The sequence below is a fragment of the Mycolicibacterium lutetiense genome (assembly GCF_017876775.1).
GTDB classification, from domain to species: Bacteria; Actinomycetota; Actinomycetes; order Mycobacteriales; family Mycobacteriaceae; genus Mycobacterium; species Mycobacterium lutetiense.
In genome coordinates, this window is the sequence record NZ_JAGIOP010000002.1 from 1,528,699 (window position 1) to 1,553,940 (window position 25,242).

At 66.9% G+C, this 25,242-nt stretch carries 25 protein-coding genes; 10 read left to right on the plus strand and 15 right to left on the minus strand.

The features are described 5' to 3' along the window. The first annotated feature begins 21 nt into the window (after positions 1-21). The 4 genes from crcB (JOF57_RS16630) to mbtN all read left to right on the plus strand — a co-directional run bounded on the left by crcB (JOF57_RS16630) (position 22) and on the right by mbtN (position 3,132). Complete coding sequence (gene crcB, locus JOF57_RS16630; RefSeq protein WP_209918245.1) at positions 22-420, plus strand: fluoride efflux transporter CrcB; 399 nt, start codon at positions 22-24, stop codon at positions 418-420. 8 nt (positions 421-428) lie between these two features. After that, positions 429-794: a fluoride efflux transporter CrcB gene (crcB, locus tag JOF57_RS16635; protein WP_209923433.1), complete on the plus strand. Its 366-nt coding sequence runs from the start codon at positions 429-431 to the stop codon at positions 792-794. Next, on the plus strand, positions 791-1,861 hold the full coding sequence (locus JOF57_RS16640) for a putative PII-like signaling protein (RefSeq protein WP_307870040.1): 1,071 nt from the start codon (positions 791-793) through the stop codon (positions 1,859-1,861). Before crcB (JOF57_RS16635) ends, JOF57_RS16640 begins: the two co-directional genes overlap by 4 nt. A 95-nt stretch (positions 1,862-1,956) precedes the next feature. Continuing rightward, positions 1,957-3,132 carry a mycobactin biosynthesis acyl-ACP dehydrogenase MbtN gene (gene mbtN / locus JOF57_RS16645; protein ID WP_209918249.1) on the plus strand — a complete coding sequence of 392 codons (1,176 nt, stop codon included), beginning with the start codon at positions 1,957-1,959 and terminating at the stop codon, positions 3,130-3,132. 12 nt (positions 3,133-3,144) lie between these two features. On the opposite strand, the gene JOF57_RS16650 is transcribed toward mbtN, so the two are convergent. After that, positions 3,145-3,792: a GNAT family N-acetyltransferase gene (locus JOF57_RS16650; protein WP_209918252.1), complete on the minus strand. Its 648-nt coding sequence runs from the start codon at positions 3,790-3,792 to the stop codon at positions 3,145-3,147. Between the two features lie 73 nt (positions 3,793-3,865). Next, positions 3,866-4,225 (minus strand): DUF488 domain-containing protein, encoded by a 360-nt coding sequence (locus JOF57_RS16655; protein ID WP_209918254.1) that lies wholly within the window; start codon positions 4,223-4,225, stop codon positions 3,866-3,868. A gap of 20 nt (positions 4,226-4,245) precedes the next feature. Between JOF57_RS16655 and JOF57_RS16660 the strand changes: the two genes are divergently transcribed. Further along, a complete protein-coding gene (locus tag JOF57_RS16660) occupies positions 4,246-4,446 on the plus strand; it encodes a hypothetical protein (protein WP_209918255.1) in 201 nt (66 codons plus the stop codon). Between the two features lie 11 nt (positions 4,447-4,457). On the opposite strand, the gene JOF57_RS16665 is transcribed toward JOF57_RS16660, so the two are convergent. From JOF57_RS16665 to JOF57_RS16680, 4 genes are all read right to left on the minus strand, one after another. Continuing rightward, the gene (locus JOF57_RS16665) at positions 4,458-7,157 is read right to left on the minus strand and encodes a helix-turn-helix transcriptional regulator (protein WP_234938152.1); all 2,700 of its coding nucleotides are present in this window, start codon (positions 7,155-7,157) and stop codon (positions 4,458-4,460) included. Between the two features lie 66 nt (positions 7,158-7,223). After that, positions 7,224-8,369: an N-acetylglucosamine-6-phosphate deacetylase gene (nagA, locus tag JOF57_RS16670; RefSeq protein WP_209918257.1), complete on the minus strand. Its 1,146-nt coding sequence runs from the start codon at positions 8,367-8,369 to the stop codon at positions 7,224-7,226. Continuing rightward, positions 8,370-9,155, minus strand: coding sequence for a glucosamine-6-phosphate deaminase (gene nagB / locus JOF57_RS16675; protein ID WP_209918259.1), 786 nt, complete (start codon positions 9,153-9,155; stop codon positions 8,370-8,372). Next, complete coding sequence (locus JOF57_RS16680) at positions 9,156-9,632, minus strand: PTS sugar transporter subunit IIA (RefSeq protein WP_209918261.1); 477 nt, start codon at positions 9,630-9,632, stop codon at positions 9,156-9,158. 159 nt (positions 9,633-9,791) lie between these two features. Here JOF57_RS16680 and JOF57_RS16685 point away from each other — a divergent pair, with 159 nt between their 5' ends. Beyond that, complete coding sequence (locus JOF57_RS16685; RefSeq protein ID WP_209918263.1) at positions 9,792-11,363, plus strand: PTS transporter subunit EIIC; 1,572 nt, start codon at positions 9,792-9,794, stop codon at positions 11,361-11,363. A gap of 9 nt (positions 11,364-11,372) precedes the next feature. Here the strand turns inward: JOF57_RS16685 and JOF57_RS16690 are convergent, their stop codons facing one another. From JOF57_RS16690 to JOF57_RS16715, 6 genes are all read right to left on the minus strand, one after another. Beyond that, a complete protein-coding gene (locus JOF57_RS16690; RefSeq protein WP_209918265.1) occupies positions 11,373-11,729 on the minus strand; it encodes a hypothetical protein in 357 nt (118 codons plus the stop codon). Further along, the gene (locus JOF57_RS16695; protein WP_209918267.1) at positions 11,726-12,391 is read right to left on the minus strand and encodes a hypothetical protein; all 666 of its coding nucleotides are present in this window, start codon (positions 12,389-12,391) and stop codon (positions 11,726-11,728) included. The genes JOF57_RS16690 and JOF57_RS16695 overlap by 4 nt, the downstream gene beginning before the upstream one ends. Positions 12,392-12,464: 73 nt before the next feature. Beyond that, positions 12,465-13,022 carry a chorismate mutase gene (locus tag JOF57_RS16700; RefSeq protein ID WP_209918269.1) on the minus strand — a complete coding sequence of 186 codons (558 nt, stop codon included), beginning with the start codon at positions 13,020-13,022 and terminating at the stop codon, positions 12,465-12,467. Continuing rightward, positions 13,022-14,032: an LmeA family phospholipid-binding protein gene (locus JOF57_RS16705; RefSeq protein ID WP_209918271.1), complete on the minus strand. Its 1,011-nt coding sequence runs from the start codon at positions 14,030-14,032 to the stop codon at positions 13,022-13,024. The genes JOF57_RS16700 and JOF57_RS16705 overlap by 1 nt, the downstream gene beginning before the upstream one ends. Before the next feature lie 62 nt (positions 14,033-14,094). Next, positions 14,095-15,261, minus strand: coding sequence for a hypothetical protein (locus JOF57_RS16710; protein ID WP_209918273.1), 1,167 nt, complete (start codon positions 15,259-15,261; stop codon positions 14,095-14,097). Beyond that, entirely contained in the window at positions 15,254-16,204 is a 951-nt protein-coding gene (locus JOF57_RS16715; RefSeq protein ID WP_209918275.1) for a metal-dependent hydrolase, read from the minus strand. Before JOF57_RS16715 ends, JOF57_RS16710 begins: the two co-directional genes overlap by 8 nt. 132 nt (positions 16,205-16,336) lie before the next feature. On the opposite strand from JOF57_RS16715, the gene JOF57_RS16720 reads away from it, so the two are divergent. Beyond that, positions 16,337-16,948 (plus strand): TetR/AcrR family transcriptional regulator, encoded by a 612-nt coding sequence (locus JOF57_RS16720; protein WP_209918277.1) that lies wholly within the window; start codon positions 16,337-16,339, stop codon positions 16,946-16,948. Here JOF57_RS16720 and JOF57_RS16725 read toward each other — a convergent pair. Together JOF57_RS16725 and JOF57_RS16730 are read right to left on the minus strand one after the other, a co-directional pair. Continuing rightward, a complete protein-coding gene (locus JOF57_RS16725; RefSeq protein ID WP_209918278.1) occupies positions 16,899-17,909 on the minus strand; it encodes an alpha/beta fold hydrolase in 1,011 nt (336 codons plus the stop codon). The genes JOF57_RS16720 and JOF57_RS16725 overlap by 50 nt on opposite strands. Before the next feature lie 3 nt (positions 17,910-17,912). Next, the gene (locus JOF57_RS16730; RefSeq protein WP_209918280.1) at positions 17,913-19,673 is read right to left on the minus strand and encodes an N-acyl-D-amino-acid deacylase family protein; all 1,761 of its coding nucleotides are present in this window, start codon (positions 19,671-19,673) and stop codon (positions 17,913-17,915) included. Positions 19,674-19,772: 99 nt separating this feature from the next. On the opposite strand from JOF57_RS16730, the gene JOF57_RS16735 reads away from it, so the two are divergent. Genes JOF57_RS16735 through JOF57_RS16745 form a run of 3 tightly spaced genes read left to right on the plus strand, consistent with a single transcriptional unit; the run spans position 19,773 to position 23,602 of the window. Then, positions 19,773-21,107 (plus strand): aromatic ring-hydroxylating oxygenase subunit alpha, encoded by a 1,335-nt coding sequence (locus JOF57_RS16735; RefSeq protein ID WP_209918282.1) that lies wholly within the window; start codon positions 19,773-19,775, stop codon positions 21,105-21,107. Next, positions 21,104-21,721, plus strand: coding sequence for a TetR/AcrR family transcriptional regulator (locus JOF57_RS16740; protein ID WP_209918284.1), 618 nt, complete (start codon positions 21,104-21,106; stop codon positions 21,719-21,721). The genes JOF57_RS16735 and JOF57_RS16740 overlap by 4 nt, the downstream gene beginning before the upstream one ends. A 48-nt stretch (positions 21,722-21,769) precedes the next feature. Continuing rightward, on the plus strand, positions 21,770-23,602 hold the full coding sequence (locus JOF57_RS16745) for a sulfatase-like hydrolase/transferase (RefSeq protein ID WP_209918286.1): 1,833 nt from the start codon (positions 21,770-21,772) through the stop codon (positions 23,600-23,602). Here the strand turns inward: JOF57_RS16745 and JOF57_RS16750 are convergent. Then, a complete protein-coding gene (locus tag JOF57_RS16750; protein ID WP_209918288.1) occupies positions 23,574-25,013 on the minus strand; it encodes a glycoside hydrolase family 183 protein in 1,440 nt (479 codons plus the stop codon). The genes JOF57_RS16745 and JOF57_RS16750 overlap by 29 nt on opposite strands. Positions 25,014-25,242: the final 229 nt, after the last annotated feature.

Sequence of the window (25,242 nt, forward strand, 5' to 3'; positions counted from 1 at the left end):
CCGACCGACATACTTTGCATCATGTCCCGTCACGACCCCCGTGAACTCGCCGCGGTGTTCGTCGGCGGCGCGCTGGGCACGCTGGCCCGCGCCGTCCTGGCAGTGATTGCGCCGCCCGATCCCGGCCACTGGCCCTGGCCCACCTTCATCGTGAACATCGTCGGCGCATTCCTGCTGGGCTACTTCACCACACGTCTGCTGGAACGACTGCCGGTGTCGAGCTACCGCCGTCCACTCCTGGGCACCGGCTTGTGCGGCGGGCTGACCACGTTCTCCACGATGCAGGTCGAGACGATCACCATGCTCGAACACGGCTACTGGGCGCTGGCGGCCGGCTACACCGCGGCCAGCATCACCGCCGGCCTGCTTGCGGTCGCTGTCGCGACCGCAATCGTGCGCCGTGCCATGGTGCGCGGATGAGTGCGTCGATGACCCCGGTCGTCTGGGCCGGCGTGCTGCTTCTCGGGGGCGTCGGAGCGGTCTGCCGATTCCTGCTCGACCGCGCGGTGTCCGCGCGGCACACCCGTGGCTTCCCGTTCGGCACCTTGGCGGTCAACCTCAGTGGCGCCTTTCTGCTCGGCCTCCTCGGCGGCCTGGCCCTCAACCCACACGCCGCGCTGCTGGCCGGCACCGCATTCGTCGGCTCCTACACGACGTTTTCCACCTGGATGCTGGAAACCCAGCGCCTCGGCGAGGAGCGCCGGGTATGGCCCGCGGTGGGCAATATCGTCGTCAGCGTCGCCCTCGGCCTGACCGCGGCGTGGCTGGGCATGACGCTGGGGAGCCAACTGTGACCACCACCGACTACCTCAAGCTGACCGCATACTTCGCCGAACGACTGCGCCACGAACACCACTTCGTGGCCGACGCACTGCTGGATCTGTACGGCGGCAGCGACATCGCCATCAGCGTGATGTTGCGCGGGATCGCCAGCTTCGGTCCCGAGCACCACCTGCGCACCGACGAGACATTGACCGGCTCGGAGGATCCACCTATCGCCATCGCGGCCGTGGACTCAGCCGACAAGATCTCCGCGCTCGCCGACCGGACCGTCTCGATCATCCCGCGTGGCCTGATCACCCTGGAACGCGCACAGCTGATCCGCCGCTCATCACCGGCACCGACAGTCACCGACATGTGCAAGCTGACCGTGTACGTCGGCCGCCATCACCGGGTCGCCGGGGTGCCGGCCTACCGGGCGGTGTGCGATCTGCTGCACCAGCGCGGCTTCGCCGGAGCCACAGTGTTTCTCGGGGTAGACGGCACGGCACACGGCCAGCGTCGGCGCGCCGCGTTCTTCAGCCGCAACACCGAGGTGCCGCTGATGATCATCGGGCTCGGGACCGGGGCGCAGGTGAACGCCGTGCTCGGCGAGCTCACCGGGCTGCTGGAGAACCCACTGCTCACGGTCGAGCGGGCGCAACTGTGCAAACGTGCCGGAGACCTGCTGGCCCGGCCGGCCGAGCTGCCGGAGACCGACGCCGAGGGCCACCCACTGTGGCAGAAGTTGATGGTGCACACCTCCGAGACCGCGCACCACGACGGGGTGCCCATCCACCGGGCCATCGTCCGCAAGCTGATGCAGACCGGCGCCGCCGGCGGCGCCACCGTGCTGCGCGCGGTGTGGGGATTCAGTGGCGCGGACAAGCCACACGGAGACCGACTGTTTCAGTTCGGACGGCAGGTGCCGGTGACAACGATCGTGGTGGACACCCCGCAACGAATCGCCGGGGCCTTCGAGGTCATCGACGAACTCACCCGCGAGCACGGCGTGATCAGCGCCGAGATGGTGCCGTCGGCGACCATTGTCGATGCCGGCCAACGCCTCGGCGGCACCGATCTTGCGCAGTTCAATTACTAACCCCGCCGCGATGCAGTAAGGCTAGCCTTGCCTTCATTCTGTGTGTACCGTGCGACCCCATGCAGTCGACAACACCAGATGGAGACAGCGAACTCATGACCGTGCTCACGCCCACACCGGCGCCGGCTACCACAACCCTCGACGAGTACCGGGACCTACTGGATCGGGTATTCGACGACCAGGTCAAGAGATGGACCGCCGAAGCCGAAGCGACCGAACGCTTTCCGCGTGTGCTCATCGAACACCTCGGCCGCAGTGGAGTGTTCGCCGAGAAATGGGGCGACGGTCAGCAGCCCGATGTGGCCAAGCTGATCGAATTGGCCTTCGCGCTGGGCCGGACCGGCTCCTCCGGCATCGGCGTGGGTGTCAGCCTGCATGATTCGGCCATCGCCCTCCTGCGCCGGTTCGGCAAATCCGATCACCTCCGCACAGTCTGCGAACAAGCCGTTCGCGGCGAGGCCGTGCTGTGCATCGCCGCCTCGGAAGAGTCCGGCGGTTCGGATCTGCAGATCGTGGAGACTGAGGTCCGAACGGCCCGAGACGGTTTCGAGATCAAGGGCATCAAGAAGTTCGTCTCACTGTCACCGGTCGCCGATCACATCATGGTGGTGGCCCGCAACGTCGACCACGACCCGAAAAGCCGGCACGGCAACGTCGTCGTCATCGCCGTCCCCACCTCTCAGGTCGAGGTCCAGACTCCCTACCGCAAGGTCGGCAACGGCCCCCTCGATACCGCCGCAGTGCACATCGACACCTGGGTCCCCGCCGACCATCTGGTGGCTCGGGCCGGGACCGGGCTCGCCGCGATCTCCTGGGGCCTGGCCCACGAACGTATGTCGATTTCCGGGCAGGTGGCATCGGGATCACAACGCATCCTCGGAATCACGTTGGCGCGCATGATGAAGCGTCGCCAATTCGGCAACACCCTCTATGAGCACCAGGCGCTGCGGATGCGCATCGCCGATCTGCAGGCCCGCGTCGATCTGCTGCGGTACGCCCTGGCTGGGGTGGCCACGCAGGGCAAGCTCGATCTCCGGGCCGCCGCCGCCTTCAAGGTGACCGCCGCACGCCTGGGCGAGGAGGTCGCTTCGGAATGCATGCACATCTTCGGCGGCGCCGGCTACCTCGTCGACGAGACCCCACTGGGCAAGTGGTGGCGCGATATGAAGCTGGCCCGGGTCGGCGGCGGCACCGACGAGGTGCTGTGGGAGCTGGTGGCCGCGGCCATGAAGCCCGACTACGACGGCTACGCCGAGTTCACCGGAGCCTGAACGGATCCGGACTTACCCGGCGGCACCGAAGGAGTCGTCGGGGGTACGCGGCAGCGCGTAGAGGGCCATCCGCCGATTCGACATCTGGTGCTCACCCAGGAATTCGCATCCGGCGAACTCACACACCCGACGGGCAGCGGTGTTCCGGTGGTCCGGGTCGAACATGATCCGCCGACAGTTCGGGTCGAGTTCGAACACGTCGGCCACGACGCGGGGCAACAGGAATGGGGCGATGCCGCGGTTCACGAGCGTCAGATCGGCAATCGCGGCGTGGATACCGACGTCGTGAGGGTCGGCGTCGTAACAGGGCGCGATGGAATCCTTGGCCGCCCGATACAACTCGATGTACCCGGAGGCCTTGCCCTGGAAGCTCGCGATCAGCGGCCGCGAGTACTGGCCGTCGAGTTGAGCCTGCAGGTAACGCCGCCAGCGGTCGGGCGCCCAGTCGTACTCCCAGGCTTCCGCCAGGTGCGGAAGGTTCATCCACTCCGAGATCAACTCGGCATCGGCGGCGTCAGCCAGCCGGATGCCGTACGGCTCGGCCAGGACCGGGATGGGGGCTGCGTCGACCGCGCGCACCTCGTCGGAGATGTCCGTCAGCTCGCGTTTGAGGACGGGGCCGCCTGACAAGTCGGCCACGTCGGTATCGGTTTCGGTCATTTGAGCGACGAGCCTACCGTAGCGAATGAGGGTAGGTTTACCTACCTTCATTGCGGCCCACCGGCCATCAGGCTCAGGCGAGGAGCTTGGCCAACACCGTCAGGTGACTCAGTTCGACTTCACGAGTGGCGGTCACCAAAGTGACCGGGCCCTCGCCGACCAACGTCCGCAACTCATCGAAGGCCGCGGCCTCCTCACCGGACTGCAACTCGTGCGTGTAGCGCGCGACGAACTCGTCGTAGAGCTCCGGCTTGTGGTCATACCAGTGCCGCAGGTCGGTGGACGGGGCCACCTTGGGCAGCCAATGCCCCACCCGTGGATCGGTCTTTTTCATGCCTCTGGGCCACAGCCGGTCGACCAGGATCCGATTTCCCTCATCGGGTTCAGGCTCGGCATACACGCGGGCCAACCGCACTCGGTTCTTCGCCGCCATGCCATGCCATGGTAGTAGCCATGAGCGTCGATCGGGTCGCAGATTTGCAGCGCTGGCAGGATTCCGGCGCCCATTGGCGGGTCCTCACCCGCACCGCGGACAGCCTCACGATCTCCTTGCTGCGCTGCGACGGCGGCGAGGAAGTGGACCGGTTCAGGTCCTCCGATCCCCGACTCCTCGACTTCGTGGGCGCCCGCACCGCGAGCGACGACGACACCTGAGACCGGCCGCGTCACACCGCCGGACGGAAGCGGGCCAGCCGGGCCAGGTGATCACGGTCCTCGACACCGAGTTTGGCGAACATGCGGTACAGATGTCCGTCGACCGTGCGCACCGAGAGGCACAGCTGCCGGGCAATCTCCCGATTGCTCAGCCCCACACCGACGAGGTCGGCGATCTCCCATTCCCGATCGGTGAGGGGCGGCGGGTCCCCGGCGCGGCACAGCGCCGGCGTGGCCGCACCCGTCCGGCCGGACAGCCACAGCGCCCTGGCCGCGGATTCCCATCCGCTACCGCGGCGACCGGCCTCGGCGAATATCCGGGCCGCGTCGGCGGCAGCGTCCGCCGCCAGCACCAGCGCACCGAGCGCCTCGAACCGATCCGTCGCCGCGACGAGCAACGCGGGTTCGTGCCGGCTCAGACCGAGGCTGTGCGCACCGATCGCCTCGGCCACCCGAGTACCGCGTCGCCGCACCAACTGCTGGATCCGCCGGTGACCTGACAGGTCCCCGAACCTCAGCGCGGTGTGCAGCGCCGTGAGCTCGATCGCGTCCATACCGCCGGCCCTGGCGCCGTCCGCCGCCCGCGCCGCGTGCTCGACCGCGAGGCCCGTATCGCCTGTCGCGGCCGCCGCCCAGGCCCGGGCCAACTCCAACTCCGGCCGGAACACGTCGCGCGGCCCGGCTGCGGCAGCCTCGGCCCGCACCACTGCTCGGGCCGCCGCAGCACCGTCACCGCGCATTCCCTCGGCCTGACCCAGCCACGCGGCGACGACCATGCGCCACCCCGGCGGGAGGCCCTGCGGCGTAGTCCATACCGCTGCCTGCAGCGCGTCACAGGCTGACGACAGGCGGCCCCGTGCCAGCTCCACCCGCCCGTACAGCGCGGTGACGATGGCCTCGGCCTGCGGTGAACCGGCTGCCCGCTCGGCATAGGCATCGCAGATGCTGTGGGCCTTCTCCAGCTCCACATCGCCCAGGGCCGCCGACATCCGCGCAAAGACGAACCAGTACCGCGGCGAGCCCGACTCGCAGTCGTCGGCAGCCCGTTCACCCGCGTGCGCCACTGCGACGGCCTCGTCCGACCGCCCGGACAAGGCCAACGCACTCGAGGTGGCAAGTGCAGCCCATACTTTGGCCGTCGGTGACACCTCCTGGTCCAGTACTGCGGTGCCCAACGCGATTGCCTCGGCCAGCTCACCGGTGTGGAAGGCGAAAACCGCCTCCATCGCCACCACCAGGCTCACCGTCTGCGGGCTGTGCAGCCGCTCGCGGAGCATGGCAAGCAACTCGTATGCCGCATCCGGTCGGGCACATCCGAAGAACAGATTCGATGCCCGCAGGCAGCCCCAGCCGGCCAGCATCAGTTCGTTGTCGGCCCCCGGCACCGACCGGGCCAACAATTCCTCGGCTTGCTCGCCACGGCCCTGCCAGCTCATCGCATCGGCCAGCACCATCACGGCGGATATCCCGGCGCCGTGATCCACCGCGTACTGCGCAAGCTCCTCTCCCAGAGCCAGATTGGACATGGTGACCGCGCTGGCGGCGGCATCGGCAATGACACCCGGATCTGCCGGAACGTCGCCTTCCACCATGAATCGCGCCAGTTGGATGCGTCCGCGCACGTCCGGCACCGATCCGTTGGCGGGCGCCTGGAGATGGGCGGCCAGCAGCGTCGCCAACTGCGAGTTGATCTGCCGGGTTCGGGCTTTCGAGCATCGGCTGCGCGCAACCTCACCGATGATCGGATGGCCGGGCTGTACCAGGGTGCAGGCCGCGTCGTTGAGCACCTGAACCGCCCCCCGCCGTTCCATCCGACCGATCGCGTCGACATCGCAGACTGCCTCCAGCACATCCCAGTAGAGAACCTCTGCCGTGGAGACCACCTCGACCACGTCCCGCTCATCCGGCGTCAGCGTGTCGAACCGTGAACTGATGAGGGCGTACAGATCTGCGCTCGCGCGCAGCGGCCCACCCAGCCGCCACCGACCGTGATCGCACGCGAGCACCCCGTCGCCGAGTGCCGCGTTGAGCACCCCCCGAAGAAACAGCGGGCTCCCCGAAGAGAACCGGTGCAGCTCGCCGACCGCGCGCGGGTCGACATCCCCATGCAGCACCGCCGCCATCAACTCACCGGTCTGCTGCTGGGTGAAGGGCTCCAGATCCAACCGCAGCAGCAGCTGTTCCTTCCACAATGCGGTCACGGCATCGGATGTGGCTACCCGGTTTTGGATCGTGACGATCAGTTTCGCCGGACCGTGCACCGCCAGTTGCTGGACCAGGAGCGCCGACAGCGGGTCGAGGTGCTGTGCGTCGTCGACCACGATGACCAGATCGGGTTCGGCAGCCAGTGCCTCATGCGCGGCGGCCAGCATCACGGTGGGGTCATGCGCGTCGGCGAAGGTGCGCGCGTGCAGAAATGCCCCGAACGGCACCGCCTGTCCGGATTCGGTCCCCAGGACATACCGCACCGGGTGCCCGTCGGTTTCCATGTCCTCGGCCAACACCCGGGCCAAGGCCGACTTGCCCACGCCGGCCCCGCCGGCCAGCACCACACCCCTGGAGCCATCGCGTAACGCCTGCGCAGCCTCGCGCAGCTCGGCATCCCGTGCGACAAACGGCCAGTCCGACAACAGCGACCCCCAGATGCGTCCCTTGAGCCGGGTACTACCCGGCCCCGACGTTACGCCGGTGTCGATATCCGGAACGGACATTTCACTACGGCTGGAACGCCAATCTTTGCTTCAGAAAAGACTTCTCGTAGTGGGGGCCGGAAACGGCTACGGCTCGGGCTCCAACTCCCACGCGCCCCGGCGCATCACCCCGGCCACCGTCAGATCCGCACCCAGTACCACGAAATCGGCTGCGGCACCCGGGTTCAGGACACCCGCCGGCAGGCGCAGCGCACGGGCCGGGTTGAGCGAGGATTGCCGAACGACGAGCATCAACGCCTCATCCCGGGTCAAACCGCAATGGGCCACGGCGAATCGGACCACCCGGTCCATCGTCGCGGTACTTCCGGCGACCGTGTCCGTGCCGCCGACCAGTGCCACCCCGTCGGTCACGTCGACCGGTACCGGCCCCAACTGGTAGCGGCCGTCGGGCATCCCGGTCGCGGCCATCGCGTCGGTGATCAGGGAAACCCGATCCTGCCCGACGCTCCGCGTGACGTGCCGATAGATGGCGGCGTCGAGGTGAACCCCGTCGGTGATGAGTTCGACGGTGACTGCGGGGTTCTCGATCAGGGCGATCACCGGGCCCGGCTCGCGCCGGTCGATCGGGCGCATCGCGTTGAACAGATGCGTGCCCACCGTGGCGCCGGCGGCAATCGCCGCCCGGGTCTGTTCGTAGGTCGCCTCGGTGTGACCGACGGCCACCACCACTCCGGCATCGACGAACCGCCGGATCGCGGGCAACGCTCCGGGTCGTTCCGGGGCGATGGTCACCATCGAGATCGTCCCGGCCGCGGCGGCGAGCAACCCGTCGATCTCGTCGAGATCCGGATCCCGCATGAGGGCGGGTTGATGGGCCCCGCACCGCGCCGTCGCCAGCCACGGGCCTTCGAGGTGAATCCCATCGATCAGCCCGGCGCGCACCTGCCCGGCCAACTCCGAGACTTGGCGCAGCAATTCCTCCGGGCCGCTGGTGACGAGGGAGGCGATCATGGTGGTGGTGCCGTGCCTGCGATGCAACGCCACCGCGGCCGATGTATCGGCCACCGATGCGACCGAGAAACTGCCACCACCACCGCCGTGCGTGTGGGTGTCGACGAATCCCGGCACCACCGTCACGGGGCCGAGATCGCGATCCGCGGGCCGGGGCGGTGCACCCTCCCCCACCGCCGTGACCCGTTCGCCCGACACGTCAATCCAGCCTGGCCGCAACAGTTCTGCGCCAGTGATCAACGTGCCGGTGCTCAACAACACTCAGATGCCCTGCCAATCCGGTTTCGAGCGGTAGGTCTCGCGATAGAAGTCGATGAGCTCAAGCCGCTGCGCGGCAGCGTCGTCGAGCAGAACGGTGACGTGCGGGTGATGCTGCAGGATGGTCGCCGGCCACCTGGCACTGACGGCCCCCTCCACCAGGTGGTGCACCGCCTCGGCCTTGCTACGACCGAGGGCCACCAGGATCACGTGCCGGGCCGCCATGATGGTGGCCAGCCCCTGGGTGAGGCAGTGTCGTGGCACCGCATCGAGATCGCCCCCGAAGAACCGGGCGTTGTCGAGGCGGGTCTGATGCGTCAGCGTCTTGATGCGGGTCCGCGACCCCAGCGAGGAGCCCGGCTCATTGAACGCGATGTGCCCGTCGGTGCCGATCCCGACGATCTGCAGATCGACCCCGCCGGCATCGCGAATGGCCGCCTCGTATGCCGCGCACGCCGCCAGGAGGTCAGCCGCCAGGCCGTCGGGGCCGAGCACCGCGTCCGGGGCGAAGTCGACGTGTGAGACGAACACGCTGTCGATCACATTGCGGTAGCGCTCCGGATGGTCAGCGCGGAGGCCGACGTACTCGTCGAGGATGAACCCGCGGGCCTGCCGGAACGAGATCTGCCCGGCGGCACACCGTGCGGCGAGCTCGTCGTAGATCACCAGCGGCGACGAACCGGTAGCCAGGCCGAGGACCGCGCCCGGCGTGCGGCCGAGCAGCGCGCCGATCGCATCTGCGGCCAGGCTGCCGATCTCGGCGGCATCGGAGAGGACGACGACCTCCATCTACGTGCTCTTGCCCGCCGCAAAAAGGGCGGCACCCGCACCGATGTCGGCCCCGGTGGACACCGCGTCGGCCACGGTCACATTGCCGGGTTCACGCTCGTCCATGACCACAACGGGGACAATCGGATTGAGACCCTTCGCCTCGACGGCGGACACGTCGTAGGTGATCACCACCTGACCGGCGGAGACCTCATCCCCTTGACTGACATGCGTGGTGAAACCCTCGCCGTTCAAGCCGACGGTGTCCAAACCGAGGTGGACCAGCACACCGAGGTTGTCGGCCGTCATGATGACGTAGGCATGCGGCATCAGTTTCAACAACCTGCCGCTGACCGGGGCGATCGCGTCGACGACGCCGCGGCGCGGATCCACCGCGGCACCGTACCCCACCATGCCCGCCGAGAACACGGGGTCCGGAACGTCCTGGAGTGCAACGGCGCGCCCGGCAACCGGGGCGAGTACTTGCGTCCTGCTCACTGTGGTGGCTCCTTTGTGCCGCGTGGTGCTCGTGCCCCAAACAATACGAGCGTGACGGAACGACGGTCACCAGTTCGCCTCTTCCACCCCCGTACTCGTCTAAGCTTCCGCTCAACTTCGCGGCGGGTCGCGCCGGGCGGCCAGGAGGGCGATGATGCGATGAGCACTACGACGAAACCTGAAGGTACACAGGGGAAACCCGGGTTGAACATCCCGGCTTTCGCGCAGCTGCAACGTCTCGGCAAGAGCCTGATGCTGCCGATCGCCGTCTTGCCCGCGGCGGGCATCCTGCTGCGACTGGGCCAACCCGACCTGCTGGGCCGGATCGACTCCCCGGTGATCGGTCCGTTCTTCAAGGCGATGAGCGCCGCGGGCGATGCCCTGTTCACCAACCTGCCCCTGCTGTTCGCCGTCGGCGTGGCGATCGGCTTCGCCCGCAAGGCCGACGGGTCGACCGCGCTGGCCGCCGTGGTCGGCTATCTGGTGGTGGAAGCGGTTTTCAAGACCATGTCGCCCATCGTGTTGGCCGGTGAGGTGGATAAGGCCGGCGATCAGGCCCAGATCAATTACAGCGTATTCGCGGGCATCGTCGTCGGTCTGCTCACCGCATGGTTGTTCGACCGCTATCACACCATCCAATTGCCCTCCTATCTCGGGTTTTTCGGCGGCCGGCGGTTCGTCCCGATCGCGGTGTCCCTCGTCAGCCTGTTCATCGCCTTCCTGATGAGCTACTTCTATCCGATCTTCGATGCCGGACTGACGGCGCTGGGCCGGTTCATCGGCGGGAGCGGGGCGCTGGGGGCCTTTGTCTACGGATTCGCCAACCGCATGCTGATTCCCCTAGGCCTGCACCACATTCCGAACTCATACGTGTGGTTCATCTACGGCGACTATCAGACCCCCGGCGGCACCGTCGTCACCGGCGAACTCACCCGATTCGCGGCGGGCGACCCGACCGCGGGCCTTCTCACCTCGGGCTTCTACCCGGTCCTGATGTTCGGCCTGCCGGCCGCGGCGCTGGCGATGATCATCGCCGCGAACAAGAAGCAACGCAAGGTGGCGGTCGGCATCCTGTCGGCGGCGGCCCTGACCGCATTCCTCACCGGCGTGACCGAGCCGCTGGAGTTCGCGTTCATGTTCGTAGCGTTCCCGCTCTACGTCATCCACGCGGTGCTGACCGGACTGTCCCTGGCGATCGCCTATCTGCTCGACATCCACCTGGGCTTCTCGTTCTCGGCCGGGCTGATCGACCTGCTGCTGTACGGCGGTGCGCCCGCGGCGAAGAACATCTGGCTACTCGTCGGGATGGGGGCGGTGTTCTTCGTCGTCTACTTCGTGTTGTTCTACGTCGCGATCACGAAGTGGAACATGCGCACGCCGGGCCGTGAACCCGAGATTGAATTCCAGGCGGACGAACAGGCGAACCTCGGCGAGGGTGCCGAGTCGGTGACCACGGTTGCCTCCGGCGGCACCGGCACGCTGACCGCACCTGCGCGTGCCGACACTCGGGCCGAGCAGGTCATCGCGGCGTTCGGCGGACGGGAAAACCTCGTCAACGTCGACGCCTGCATCACCCGACTCCGCATGGAGGTCGCCGACAAGGCCAAGGTCGACCAGGACCGGTTGAAGGCACTCGGCGCCGCAGGCGTCATCGAGGTCGGCAACAGCGTTCAAGCGGTATTCGGTACCGGCTCCGAGGCGCTGAAGAACGAGATCATCGACAGCTGGTAGCCGACGCCCTCAGACCGTCAACAGCCGCTGAAAGAAGTCGCGATAGCGCGTGAGTGCCACGCGAAGATCCTCCGTCGACGCCGCTTGCCCACGAGACCACTGCTCCTCAAGCCGAGACCGCGTGTCGGCAAAACTCGCGGTGAGCTCTTCGACGACCTCGGCCACGAGGTTGTCCGCCTTCTGCACACACGCCCTCGGATCATCGACGAAGGCCGCCTGAACATCGTTCCAACGCGAGTGCAGTCCCGACCGATGCTCGTCGGCGAACAACAGCGTGTCGTCGCCGGACTCCTGCGTACCCTGGGTCTCCTGCGCATCGGTGAACTCCGGTCGAGCGGTCGACGTCTGCTCATCGTGGGTGGTCATGCTCGCGCCTCCTTCGGTGAATCCGTAACGACTTCGTTCGTGCCGGCCACATGCTTCCCGGTATCGCGTTCAGCCCGGGCGTCATGCTCAGGCGGGGGCGCGGATTCGGCGTGGGTTTCCGCTCCGCCACCGAGCAATTCCTCGAAGAGCGAGCGGTAGTGGACGATCGCCTCGCGCTGCGCCTCGGTGCCGATGTCACCCTGGTCCTGCGCGAGATGAAGGACGTGCGCAGCCCGGTAATGTTCGACCACCTTGGGGTGATCCACCGAGACGTCAGCGGCACGCTGCTCGAAATCGTCGATCGGATAACCCCGTTCGCGCATCACCTCGGTGACCAGACGATCCGCGTCCGCGACCGATTTCGATGGGTCATCGACGAACGACGCCTGAGTGACGCTCCACGCCTCGACGTATCGCGTCCGCGATTCCGGCGTCAACTCAGCGATGTCCAGCTTCTTGTGCTTGCGTTCGCGCGCAAGTAGATCCCGCTCGGCCGCCCGCTGGCCACCGGCTTGTTCGACCGCGCGCTCATATTCCGGTCCGAACTGACCTTTGAGACGTTCACTGCGCTTCTGACGCATCATCGATGCGCCCACGACCACCGCCAACAGCACGATGACCAAGGCCACTACGGCGATGACAATCCAACTCCATGTAGGCATTTCCAGACCTCCTGACGCCAGGAGTACCCGCCCAGTGCCTTCGGAAACGTCAATTCCCGAATGCGCCGACTGGTCAGCGGCAGTAGGACCGGGTGGCGTGGTCCAGAGCGCGCCGATACAGCGGATCCAGATTCCGTGCCGAGACCACCGCGTCGACGGCACGGTCCAGGTCGGCTCGGCAGGCCGGCGAGTGCAGTGTCGGCCAGTGGTCGGCGATCTCGTTGACCATCGTGTGGTTGAGCGTGTCGATCGTGGCCCTCGACGCGGCCAGGTCGGGTGCGTTCGGCGGGGCGGTCGACGGGTCCAGCTTCCATTGCGAGAACAGGCCGTACTCCACCGCGACAGTCGCGTCGATCTGATCCCGGAACACGTCACCCACGTAATCCGGGTCGATGTGGCGGCTGCCCGCCTCGGCGGTAGCGGCATCGATGACCTGCCGTTCGCGTTGCGGATCCTCGATCGGTCCGCCAGTGCGGAACTTGTTGGCGGCCACCGGATCCGCGGTCTGCAGACGCTGCGCGGCGGCATCGACGAGCGGCTGCAACAGGCTGGGCTCCTGCGCCCGGACCTGCGGCGCACCGGCGAGTACCGCGAACGCGAGTACCCCGGCGGTCGCCAGCCGAGCCATCATCAGAGCTTCGCGAAGCAGGCGTCGTCGGAACCGTCGTTGGGGATGGACGCGTTCTGGCTGGAGAACTTGCCCACCACTCCGGTGTCGGTCACCGAGACGCTGTCGGCGTGGATCCCGAGCGGGTAGGCATCGTTGAGCTTCGTCATCAGGGCGTCGAGGGCCGTCTGCACGGTGTCCTTCTCGAACGGACCGCTGACATCGATGATCTGCAGGTCCAGGTTTCCGTCGTTCACCACCGGTTTTGCCGTCACCTCGGTGTCCCCGACGGCCTGCATCGTGATGGTTCCCGCGGCCGGGTCGGTGCTCACGTCGGTCACCAAAGCGCCTACGCCGGGCAGGTTCTCGGCCACCGTGTCCTTGATCCCGGCCGACGTCCAGGTCAGCGTGGCGTTCAACGATCCGATGGTGCCCTTGGAGTCCTCGGTGCCCTGCAACCGGATATCGGACAGGGCCACGTCCGCGGTCATTCCCTTGGCGGCCTGCACCTGCTTGCCTCCGGTCTCCACCGAGATGTTGGTGTAGTGGCCGGTGATGTGCTGCCAAAGGAACGGCGGATTGACCCCGAACGACACCGAGGCGTTGTCCTCCACCACACATTCGGCGACCGAGACCAGCAGGGAGCCGGCCTTGTGGCGGGCGAACAGTTCCCCGCCGGTCAGGCCGATGACCACAAGTGCGACGGCGATGACCGCAATCAGGACGATCGCCTGCGGACTGCGCCATTGCGACGGTGTCGCCGGCTCGGGCTGCGGCTTGGCCGGTGGCTTGTCCGGTGCGGCAGCCGGTGGACGGGGCTTCGTGATCTTCTCGGTCGCGGCCTCAGGTGGCTGATACCGCGCCCGGATCTGTTCGGTCGCGGCCTCAGGCGGCCGAGAGCGGGCCCGGAACTGCTCGGTCGGCGCCTCGGGCTGGCCGGGGCGGGGCAACCGCCGAGTGGCCGGATCGGGCGGCGGCACGGGTCCCCGGCCTCGCCGGTCGGGGTCGCCGGGGCGTTGCGGCGGTGTCGGCATCACCGTAATTCTGCCTCATCACCGCTGCGGTCAGCCGGGTGGCGCGCCTGTGGGTTCGCTCCTCATTCCCGGCCGGCTGCTATCCCCGGCGCCGGAGCTTCGGGCTGTTGCTGCAGTTCAGCGGGATTCACGGTGGCGGCTGCCGCGATCGACAGGCCCGCGATCGCCAGGCAGATCACCGTGTAGATCAGGCTGCCGATGGGATCGCCGTCCGCGGTGAAGCCGTCGGTCGCACCGAAGTAGGCCGGCAGGGCCGTCAGCCACAGGACGGTCATGACCGCCAGGTAGACCGCGGCGTAGCGCAGGATGAGCGGGTTCGTGTAGCGCACGGCCGCGGGGTCACCGCCCTTGCGCAGGCTCGACCATTGACCGAACAGCACCGGAATCGCCACCAGGGCGATCAGGACGAGTTCGGCGGCGTAGATGAACCCGCCGACGGTGGTGCTCCCCGAGATGGACGTGCCCACGGTGGCGGGCAGGGGCAGCACCGCGGTCCCGATGGACGCCAGGACGCCGACGACGATGGTGCGGCCCAGGATCTGGAGGCCGGTGAAGGTCCTGCCGTCCTCGACGTGGCGGCCGACGAACAGCTGCACGCAGAACGCCAGCGACATCGGCCACAGGGCCGCGAACACCACCACGCTGGGCAGCGGCACCGAGTCGAAGAACGGCTGGTTCATCGGATGGTCCAGCGTCCACTCCCACCACCGCAGCTGCGGGCCGAGGTGGTCGAAGATCTCGTAGAACGCGTGGTGGACGAACCCGACGCAGATCGCGCCGACCAACACACCGCGCCGGCGGAAAACCCCGAGGATCCGGACGATCTCGTACGCCACCGTCGCCATCATCGGGTAGATCGCCACGATGTAGAGCGGCAGCCGGCCCCACAGGAAGTCCACCGTGAACACGTTGTGGGCGAACATGGTGTCGACGTGCTCGCTGATCCCGAACGCGCCGGGGAAATACAGCGGCGGTTCGATGATCAGCAGATAGGCGATGGCGCCGAACCACAGCACCAGGTTGGTCGGATCGTTGTGCCGGCGGAGTCGGACGATCGCGTAGACCAGCGCCAATACGGCGCCGACGATCACGGTGATCTCCAGCACCGGCAGCGTCCAGTTCTCCAGCCCGAACGGATTGCGGAACTCGACCAGGCCGCCGGCGGTGTCACACGAAAAGCCCAGGCGTTGAGCCAAACCCGAGAATGTCGGGGCACATAGATCAGACATCGGCGGTGGTTACTTTCTCTTCGATGGCGTCACCTGCGGTGTACCACTGCGTGACGTCGTAGCCGTCCTCGTACCGCGAGAACCACTGGTCGGCCAGCACCGGCAGCTTCTCGTGGGCTGGATTGTGGCCCGGAATCTGGCTGCGCACAACACCGACGAGGGCGGTCAGCATCTCGCGGACCGGCAAGTGGGCGAACGCATTCGCCACCGGTCCGTCATACGGAGTCTTGGTGAACGGAAGCTTTCGCAGCAGAGTCTTTTTCCGGGCCTGCATACCGAACATCGACACCGCGTCGATCTGGCGTTCCGCCAGCGGAACGTGCTTGTTGAAGCCTTCCGTGGCGATCTTGAGCACGGCCCACACGTGCTTGAAGACCGACGGGGCGACCCGCATCCGGTACCACGGATCGTCGGCGACGGCGTCGTAGATGATCAGCGCCGAGCTGCGGTGCTCGACCTCTTCGACGAAATGCCACAGGAACAGTGACGCGACCCGGTCGTCCCCCGGAGCGAACAACGTGTCGTCATGGTCGAGCATCAGCTTGAAGACCGGCGTGAACGTCGCCTCCAGATCGGCGGTGTAGGCCAACCGGTACTTCAGCGGCGTCTGGGCGGTCAGGTCGTCGAACGCCTTGTTCACCTCGTCGAGGGTTTCCTTCAGCGCCGGATAGGTCTTGAGCAGCCCCTTGGCGTGCTGGCGGTGGGCCATCGAGTGCTGGCCTTCCTGCCGCACGAAAGCCTGGGCCTCTGCGGCGATCTCCGGGTCGGAGATGAACGGCATGGCCTCAGTGATCATCTGGCCGATCATCTTCTCGAAGGCGATTGCCAGGAACGACACCGCGTTGGCCATCGACGAGAACGCCGGGTTGTCCTCGTTCCACAGGAACGGGACGCGGTGGTCCGCGAACGCGAACCTCATCTTCCGCACGATCAGATCCGTCATCGGTGCCACCTCAGCTCGCCAGAGTAATCATACAAACAATGCTTGCTTTGTATGATTACTACACGCGGATGCAGCCCGTCAACGGCAGGGGGCGATATTCTGCAGGGATGCTGCTGGCCAGAACTCCGGACCATGGCGCGTAGGCGCGGGTGGGACGGGCGACCGCCCGGCAGCGACGAGGAAGCCTCCGAACGCATCGTGACCGCCGCCGTGGCGCTGATCGCCGAGACGGGCACCGGGATCAGCATCGCCGACGTCGCGGCCTCGCTCGGCGTCATCCGCCAGACCGTGTACCGCTACTTCCCAACCGCCGAGGCCCTGATGCACGCGGCCGCGATCGCCTCGGTGGAAGGCTTTCTCGACCGACTCGCCGAGAGCGTGCGAGGGATCACCGATCCCGCCGAGGCGATGACCGAAGGCGTCATGTTCACCTTGGAGGAGGTCGCCCGCATACCGCACATCCGCATCATGCTGTCCGGGCCACAGGCCGCCACCAGTTCGGTCAATGTCGCCTCCGGCGAAGGTCAGGCCTTCGGCATGCGAATGATCACCCGCTTCGACGTCGACTGGGCGAAATACGGATACGACGAGTCAGCACTGCGTGAACTCGTGGAATTCACCCTGCGCACGATGCTGTCGTTCTTCGTCGCCCCCAACGAACCCGGCCGCAGCCGAGAAGAGTTGCGACGCTTCCTCAGACGCTGGCTGGGCGGGTCGATTCTGGCGCAGCCGGCCGATGGTTGACGATGACATCGCCGAACACCGCGGGGACCAGCCGGTTGAAGATATCGGCGCGCTCCCACTGCAGGAAGTGACCGGCACCCGGAATCACCAACGGCCCAATGCGATTGAGAAACGCGCGTTCGGTACGCGGAACGAAATCCTCACCGACCACATGATCGTCGGGACCGTAGAGCACCAGGGTGGGCACCTCGACCGCAGCCATCAGCGGGATCTCGGCCATGGCACGACCGTAGGCAAGTTGGTAGGACGCCCAGCCGGCCCGTAGCCGCGCCTCCTCGCCGAACGGTTCGGTCATGAAGTCCACGTCGGACTGAGTGAACGCATAGGCCGCACCCCACAACCGATTGGTGTACATCGCCGCGACCCACTGCCTGCGCGCTTCCGGCGTAGGCAGCATCGCGGCAAGCTCATCGGGGAAGGCGCCTTGCATCCACCGATAATCACCGGTGGGGTCGGCCGCGCCGCCCACCGAGCCGGGATGTTGCGTGCCGATGCCCGAGTAGTCGACGGCCATCGGCGGCACGGTGTTGAAAGCACAGAAACGACTGACGAATCCGGGATACCGGTGGATCAGGTCGATGCTGACCACGGCGCCGACATCGCTCGCTGCGATCAGGCAGGACTCGTGTCCGAGCTGGTCATGGACCAACGCGTACAGGTCGCGGGAGTACGTGACGATGTCGTGCTGATCGTCGGGTGGGATCGAGCTGTCGCCCATACCGCGCAGGTCCGGGACGATCACCTCGAAGCCAGCCGCGGCCAGCGCCTCGATGTTGCGCCACCAGATCCGCTTGGTCTCGGGATACCCGTGCACCAGCAGAAGCGGCACACCGCCGATGCCCTCACGGACGTACGCCAGCGAAACCCCTTCGGCGACACCGGAAGTGTGGATGGTGAACGCGTCAGCGGCAGGCGCCGGAGGTTGCGCCGGACGCTGACGCGGGTCGTAACGGAAGCCCACTGATCAGCGGGTCCCACGCACCAGACGGCCCGGGCGGGCCCCGGTGTCGACACCGTGACGGCGGGTCACCGCGCCGCTGACGATGGTCGCGTCGTAACCACTTGCGCCCTGCACCAACCGCTTTCCACCGGCGGGAAGGTCATACGCCATCCTCGGCGCGTGCAGGGTCAGGGCGTCCAGATCGATGACGTTGACGTCGGCCTTCTTGCCCACACTGATCACGCCGCGGTCCGACATCCCGTAGAGCTGCGCGGTGTCGTGCGACTGCTTGCGGATCACGTACTCCAGCGACAGTTTCTCGCCACGATGACGGTCACGGGCCCAGTGCGTCAACAGGAACGTCGGGTACGAGGCATCGCAGATCATGCTGCAGTGCGCGCCACCGTCGGACAGGCCCAGCACGCCCGCCGGGTGAGTCAGCATCTCGCGGATCGCATCGTGGTTGCCGTCGGAGTAGTTGAACATGGGGTACATCAGCATGGCGCCGGCATTGGCCTCGAGCATCAGGTCGTACATCGCGGCCAGCGGGTCCAGACCGCGCTGTTTGGCGATCGCCGCAACGGTGCGCTCGTCGGTCGGTTCGTAATCCGGCACCTCGCCGAGGTGGTACAGCCGGTTGGCCACGTTCTGGGCCAGCATGAACATGCCGTCGAACAGCTTGTTCGGGTCGATCGGCAGGTCTTCCTCGGCCAGGATCGCGGCACGCACCTTCGGGTCCGCGAGCCGCTCCGCCAGTTCCTCGCGCGTGCATTCGGCCTGCAGCCGCCGGTAGGTCGGACGGTGGGTGAAGGCGTGATGGCCCGGGAAGCCCAGCAGCATGCCGAACGGGCGCGCCGCCACCTGCGGGAACAACCGGCTACCGGCCTGATGTGCGGCCGCCGACAGGTCGAGCTGCTCGCGCCACAGATTGGGGTCGGCATCGACCTGGATCAGCGCGAAGCTCATCGCGCAGTCGATTTCCTCGCCGAGCCGGCGCATCCAGTCGAGTTCCTTCTTGGGTGCGACGATGTCCTCGCCCGCCGCGCCCTGCGGGGCGAGCTCGAACACCGCGGCCTTACCGGCAGCGGCGGCCCGGCCCAGGGCAAACAGCTCGTCTTCGGCGGCAAAGGTGCCGGGCACCGGCTCGCCGTCCATGGCGGTGTGCGCGATGGTGCGCGAAGATGAAAAGCCCAGCGCCCCAGCCTCGATCGCCTCTTGCACCAGGGCAGCCATGGCCTTGATGTCGTCGGGCGTGGCCGGTTCGTTGCGGGCGCCGCGGTCCCCCATCGCGTACGCCCGGATCGCGCCGTGGGCGATCTGGGTGCCCATATCGACGGCGAGCTCGCGCTTGCCGATCACGTCCAGATACTCACCGAAGGTCTCCCAGCCCCAGGTCATTCCCTCGGTCAGGGCCGTGCCGGGAATGTCCTCGACGCCCTCCATCAGGGAGATCAGCCACTCCTCCTGGCCGGGCCGGACCGGTGCGAATCCGACACCGCAGTTGCCCGCGACCACGGTCGTGACACCGTGGTTGCTGGACGGTTCGAGTACGGCGTCCCAGGAGACCTGGCCGTCGTAATGGGTGTGGATGTCGACGAAACCGGGGGCGACGATCTTGCCTGTGGCATCGATGGTTTCGGCTGCGTCGCCGGCCAGGGCCGGGTCGTGGGCGCTTCGCCGGTGCACTTCGACGATCTTTCCGTCCTTGATCGCGACATCGGCGGTGAACCGGTCGGAACCGGTTCCGTCGACGACCGTGCCACCGGTGATTTTGAGATCGAACACGTTTTTGCTCCCTTGAGGCGTGGAGGCCGCTACGGTCGCAATGTAACACCGTTACATTGCGACCGTAGCGAGTTTGTCCTTCTCAGTGGGAGGTCTTCCATGACCCTGGGCTCCACGCACACCGACAACCCCCGAATGGATGCGATCGGGGATCCACCGGCGCGTCCCACCATGGTGCCGGCCGAGCGCTACTACTCCCCCGCGTTCGCCCGACTCGAGGTGGAGCGCATGTGGCCCCGGGTGTGGCAGGTCGCATGCACGGTCGATCATGTCGCCGACGCCGGCGACTACTTCGAATACCGTTGCGGCCCCTATTCGGTGCTGATCATCCGTGGGGACGACGGCGAGTTGCGCGCCTTTCAGAATGCCTGCCGCCACCGCGGCAACGCATTGTGCACCGGCGCCGGCTCCTCGCTGCGGGAGTTGAAATGCGGCTACCACGGCTGGACGTGGGATCTGGCCGGCGCGCTCAAACGCATCCCGAACCGCAAAGGGTTCGGCGCGGTGCACATGTCCGAGTTTCCGCTGGCACCGGTGCAGGTCGACACCTGGGAGCGACTGGTCTTCGTCAACCTCGACCCTGGGGCGATGCCGCTGGCCGAATACCTGGAGGCGGTCCCCGGCGATATCGCCTGGTGCGGTCTCGGCGACTTCCGTTGCTACGCCACGATGACCATCGACGTCGACGCCAACTGGAAGACCATCGCCGACGGCTACAGCGAGACCTATCACGTCCAGACCCTGCATCCCGAGCTGCACCGGTGCATGGACGATGTGTATGCACCGCAAACCATCTGGGGCCACACGGGCAAATCCGAATCGCTCTACGGAGTGCCGAGCCCCAAGCTCGCGGGGTCGCTGAGCGACGAAGAGGTGTGGGATGCCTACGTGTACACGCAGGGACCGCTGATGGGCGTCGGCGAAGGAACCCCGTTTCCTCACGAACGGCAGGCCCCCGACCAGTCCGTGGCCGACGTGATCGCGTCGCAGATCAAGGAATTCGCCGCCGGACGCGGTGTCGACATCGGCTGGGCCAGTACCGACCAGGTGATGCGGCTGCACCAGTACAACATCTTCCCCAACCTGACCTTTCTGACCAGCGCCGACCATCTGACGGTGATGACGTCGCTGCCCGGGCCCGATCCCGACCGGGGGCAACTGGTGATCACGCTGATGACCCGCATGCCGGCGCAGGCACCGCGGATCAGGCCGACCGATGTCCGGATGAGCGCCGAGGAGGCCCACCCCGGGGTGGTGATGAGCCAGGACATCGCCGTGCTCACCGGCCTGCAGCGGGGTGTGCACCAGCCGGGCTTCACGCATCTGGTGCTCTCGGCCGAGGAACGGCGAATCATCAATATGCACCGCAACCTGGAGCGCTACCTCGATCTTCCCGAGTCCGACCGCATCACCGAAGCAGAGGACGGCGGATGAGTCCGAAGGCCAGGCCCATCGATGCCGAGGTGATCCTCGACGCGGCTGCCTGCCTCATCGAATCCGATGGGGTGGATGCCTTCTCGATGCGCGGGCTGGCCGAGCGCATCGGCGTGGCCGTCACCTCGATCTACTGGCACGTGGGCGGCCGCGATGCGCTCTTCGACAGTCTGGTCGACCGCCTGGTCGTCGAGATGACCGGATTGCCCATGGAGGGCGACACACCCGTGAATCGGATTGCCGCACTTGCCCGCAACCAGCGCAGCCTGCTGATCCGCCACCAACATCTGCTGGCGATCGCCCACGAGCGGGATCGCACGCCGACGTTGTTCCTGCCGGTCCAGCAGAAGCTGGCGGCCGAACTGGCCGAGTCGGGTCTCACCGGGGCCCGCGCGGCACTGGTGCTGCGCGCGGTGGAGGTACACGTGGTCTCCTCGTCGGTGATGCTGTTCTCGGCCGTGCGTGGCCCCCGGCATCAGGAGGAAGACCCGTCCCTGTGGACCGCCGACTGGCCCGACCAGGCGCTCGTCGCCGCCCTGCAGTCCCCCACCGACTACGACGCGGTGTTCGAGTACGGCCTCGAAGCGCTCTTGGCGCCGCTGGTTCCGGTCTGATCACCGACGACGAACTCGCCGCGCTTGCCCACGGATTGGAGAACTCCTATGACCACCAGGCCGGACATCATCATCCTGATGACCGACGAGGAACGCGCGATTCCACCCTACGAATCCGATGATGTACTCACGTGGCGTCGGCGCACCCTGAGCGGCCGGCGCTGGTTCGATGAGCACGGGGTCAGCTTCACCAGGCACTACACGGGCTCACTGGCGTGCGTACCCAGCCGACCGACCCTGTTCACCGGCCAGTACCCGGACCTGCACGGCGTCACCCAGACCGACGGGATCGGCAAGCGCTACGACGATTCCCGGCTGCGATGGCTCCGCACCGGCGAGGTACCGACCCTGGGTAACTGGTTCCGCGCGGCCGGATACGACACGCATTACGAAGGAAAGTGGCACATTTCGCATGCCGATCTCACCGACCCGGCGACCGGGCAATCGCTGGCCACCAATGACGACGACGGTGTCGTCGATCCAGGAGCGGTGCAGGCATACCTGGATGCCGATCCACTGGGACCCTACGGCTTCTCCGGATGGGTCGGTCCTGAACCGCACGGAGCGGCCCTGTCCAACAGTGGCTTTCGGCGTGACCCGTTGTTCGCCGACCGAATCGTGGCCTGGCTGAGCGACCGATACGGGCGTCGCCGGGCCGGTGACGTCGAGGCGATGCGGCCCTTCCTGCTGGTGGCCAGCTTCGTCAATCCTCATGACATCGTGCTTTTCCCGGCCTGGGCACGGCGCAACCCGCTGTCCCCGTCGGCCGCGCTGGATCCCCCTCAGGTACCGGCGGCACCGACCGCCGGTGAGGACCTGCGCACCAAACCGGCCGCGCAGGCCGCCTTCCGCGAGGCCTATTACTCCGGCTACGGTCCGGCGCCGGCAATCGGACGGACCTACCGGCGCAAGGCGCAGCAGTACCGCGACCTCTACTACCGGCTGCACGCCGAGGTGGACGCGCCGCTCGACCGGGTACGCCGGGCAGTCACCGAGGGCGGCTCCGAAAACGCCGTGCTGGTGCGCACTTCCGACCACGGAGATCTGCTCGGGGCACACGGCGGTTTACACCAGAAGTGGTTCAACCTCTACGACGAAGCCACCCGGGTGCCGTTCGTCATCGCGCGGATCGGCGACGGCGCAACAACGGCGCGCACCATCTCGGCGCCCACCTCGCACGTCGATCTGGTGCCCACGCTGCTCGGCGCGGCCGCGGTTGACGTCGGTGCCACGGCCGCCGCGTTGGCCAGTTCGTTCACCGAGGTACATCCGCTGCCCGGACGCGACCTGATGCCCGTGGTGGACGGCGCCGGCGCCGATGCCGACAGGCCGATCTATCTGATGACCCGCGACAACGTCCTCGAAGGTGACAGCGGGGCGTCCGGGCTGGCGCGGCAGTTGGGTCTCCCGGTCAACCCGCCTGCGCCCCTGCGCATCAGGGTGCCCGCGCACGTCGCGGCCAACTTCGAGGGACTGGTGGTGCGGGTCGACGCAGCATCCGGCGGAGCTGGACATCTCTGGAAGCTGGTTCGGACCTTCGACGATCCGGGAACCTGGACCGAGCCGGGTGTGCGGCAGCTGACCAACACCGGTATCGGCGGTGAGACCTACCGCAGCGAACTGCTCGACGACCAGTGGGAGCTATACGATCTGACCGCCGACCCGATCGAGGCGGACAATCGTTGGCCCGACCCCGATTTGGACCAGCTACGTCACCATCTGCGCGGCCGGCTCAAGGAGATCCGGACCTCCTCGGTCCCCGAACGAAGGCAGCCGTGGCCGTACGCCAACCGCCGGCCTCCCGCCGGTCGGCGGCACACCATGCTGCGGCGTGTGCTGGAACGTTTCCGGGCTACGGCAACACAGTCTTCATCAGCATGACGTTGTAGGCCGACCACAGCGACAGGTTGTAGTACAGCTCCTTGCCCGTCGACCACGGATGCAGATACGGCGCGTAGATGCCGCCAGGGATCTGCGACGAGGGCGCGATCAACTGCTCGGGCCCCCACGGACCCTGCGGCGCCGGCGCGGTCCGCATCACGACATCGTTGGCCCCGTTGCCGTACAACACCAGGTACTGCTTGAGATACGTGTTGTACTGGGCCGACATTTCGCTCACGGGGCCCGGAATCACCGGTGTCGCCGCCGCCGGGTTACCCGGCACCCAGGCATTGTTGTCGGCGTTCCAGTATTCGTATTTGGTGAGATCCGGAATCAGCGCGGGAGCCACCCGTGCGATGTAGGCCGATCCGCCTCGCCCGTTCGGGGTCCCGAAGGTGTACATGTAGGGATCGCCGGGACCGGGCTTGAGGAACGCACCCATCTGGAAGTTTTCGTTGCCTCCGCCGGGAGTACGGATGGTCCCGGGGTAGACGCCCCAGTTCTCCCCGTTGTCCGGCGACATCGCGATCGCCGAGAAGTTGGTCGACCACGCTCCCGGGCTGTCCCAGTTCCGGATCGACATGAAGTTCACGTACTGGTTGCGCCCCACCGCGACACCCGCCGTCGGGATGATGCCCGTCTCCTCCGGTGCCCGCCCGATGCTGTTGATGATCTGCTTCGAAATGCCCTGCCGCCACACCGGCGAACCCGAGTACTTGTTGGCGACCACGCCGTCGGGCACGGCGACGGTGTTCGACAGCGCGCCGTCCTGGCTGCGGAACAAGGCGTTGTACCGCCACTGCTTGCCCGGAATACCGCAGTAGCCGTTGGTGTCACCGAAAGCCATCAGCACCTGTCGGTTCGCCGGATCCCCGTTGTCCCACATGATTCCGAGGTCAGTCCCGGTGATGGCGAAGCGCTTGATCGTCTGGTTGGGGCTGTCGGGGCCGGTCACCCACCCGACGATCGACGTGCCGGGAGGCGCACCCGGGGCCGGTTGCGCCGCGGGAGCCGGCGCAGGCTGAGGTGCGGCCGGGACCGGAGCCTGCTGGGCTACATTCGGGACCGGCTGGGCACCACCAGGATTGGGCGCTGGGACGACTGCCGCTTTCTGCCTGACCTGCCCGGAGTTGGGCATCAGCGCTTTGAGGAGCGCCAAGGGCAACTGGCCGAGTTTGGGCAGCGGGGCCTGGTCATTGGCCCCCACCGGCTTGTGTCCGATCGGGCGATTGAGCGGGGCGAGCTTTGACGGCTTGGGAATCTGGAAGGCCTGGTTCGGCAGGGGTTGCGCGGCCGCAGCAGCGCCTTCGCAGGGTTCAGCCGACGCTGTCGGTGCCATGCCGACGGCGGCGACAAGTCCGATTGCGGCCGCCACTGCCATCGTCGAAGCACCCCGAGGACGTCGCGACATGTCACACCTTCCCAAACAGGGACGCCGACATGACGTCACAGTTGCTGATGTGACGTTAGTGATCAATGGTGTCGATGTGACCAGTGATGCACCGAAAGGTATCGGCCCGTGACCGTGTCGCAACCGACGGGCCGTGTTATGGGCGCGCCCACCGGTTCGTCGCTACGGTGGGCAGTGGTGCAACTATCGAAACGAGCGAGAGGGAACACCATGGCAGGAGCAGGAACAT

Excerpts from the sequence above, each read along its gene's own strand:
- crcB (WP_209918245.1), top strand. The coding sequence starts at position 22 with ATGTCCCGTCACGACCCCCGTGAACTCGCCGCGGTGTTCGTCGGCGGC.
- crcB (WP_209923433.1), top strand. The coding sequence starts at position 429 with ATGACCCCGGTCGTCTGGGCCGGCGTGCTGCTTCTCGGGGGCGTCGGA.
- mbtN (WP_209918249.1), top strand. The coding sequence starts at position 1,957 with ATGACCGTGCTCACGCCCACACCGGCGCCGGCTACCACAACCCTCGAC.
- JOF57_RS16650 (WP_209918252.1), bottom strand. The coding sequence starts at position 3,792 with ATGACCGAAACCGATACCGACGTGGCCGACTTGTCAGGCGGCCCCGTC.
- JOF57_RS16655 (WP_209918254.1), bottom strand. The coding sequence starts at position 4,225 with ATGGCGGCGAAGAACCGAGTGCGGTTGGCCCGCGTGTATGCCGAGCCT.
- JOF57_RS16660 (WP_209918255.1), top strand. The coding sequence starts at position 4,246 with ATGAGCGTCGATCGGGTCGCAGATTTGCAGCGCTGGCAGGATTCCGGC.
- JOF57_RS16665 (WP_234938152.1), bottom strand. The coding sequence starts at position 7,157 with ATGTCCGTTCCGGATATCGACACCGGCGTAACGTCGGGGCCGGGTAGT.
- nagB (WP_209918259.1), bottom strand. The coding sequence starts at position 9,155 with ATGGAGGTCGTCGTCCTCTCCGATGCCGCCGAGATCGGCAGCCTGGCC.
- JOF57_RS16685 (WP_209918263.1), top strand. The coding sequence starts at position 9,792 with ATGAGCACTACGACGAAACCTGAAGGTACACAGGGGAAACCCGGGTTG.
- JOF57_RS16690 (WP_209918265.1), bottom strand. The coding sequence starts at position 11,729 with ATGACCACCCACGATGAGCAGACGTCGACCGCTCGACCGGAGTTCACC.
- JOF57_RS16695 (WP_209918267.1), bottom strand. The coding sequence starts at position 12,391 with ATGCCTACATGGAGTTGGATTGTCATCGCCGTAGTGGCCTTGGTCATC.
- JOF57_RS16700 (WP_209918269.1), bottom strand. The coding sequence starts at position 13,022 with ATGATGGCTCGGCTGGCGACCGCCGGGGTACTCGCGTTCGCGGTACTC.
- JOF57_RS16705 (WP_209918271.1), bottom strand. The coding sequence starts at position 14,032 with ATGCCGACACCGCCGCAACGCCCCGGCGACCCCGACCGGCGAGGCCGG.
- JOF57_RS16710 (WP_209918273.1), bottom strand. The coding sequence starts at position 15,261 with ATGTCTGATCTATGTGCCCCGACATTCTCGGGTTTGGCTCAACGCCTG.
- JOF57_RS16715 (WP_209918275.1), bottom strand. The coding sequence starts at position 16,204 with ATGACGGATCTGATCGTGCGGAAGATGAGGTTCGCGTTCGCGGACCAC.
- JOF57_RS16720 (WP_209918277.1), top strand. The coding sequence starts at position 16,337 with ATGGCGCGTAGGCGCGGGTGGGACGGGCGACCGCCCGGCAGCGACGAG.
- JOF57_RS16735 (WP_209918282.1), top strand. The coding sequence starts at position 19,773 with ATGACCCTGGGCTCCACGCACACCGACAACCCCCGAATGGATGCGATC.
- JOF57_RS16740 (WP_209918284.1), top strand. The coding sequence starts at position 21,104 with ATGAGTCCGAAGGCCAGGCCCATCGATGCCGAGGTGATCCTCGACGCG.
- JOF57_RS16745 (WP_209918286.1), top strand. The coding sequence starts at position 21,770 with ATGACCACCAGGCCGGACATCATCATCCTGATGACCGACGAGGAACGC.
- JOF57_RS16750 (WP_209918288.1), bottom strand. The coding sequence starts at position 25,013 with ATGTCGCGACGTCCTCGGGGTGCTTCGACGATGGCAGTGGCGGCCGCA.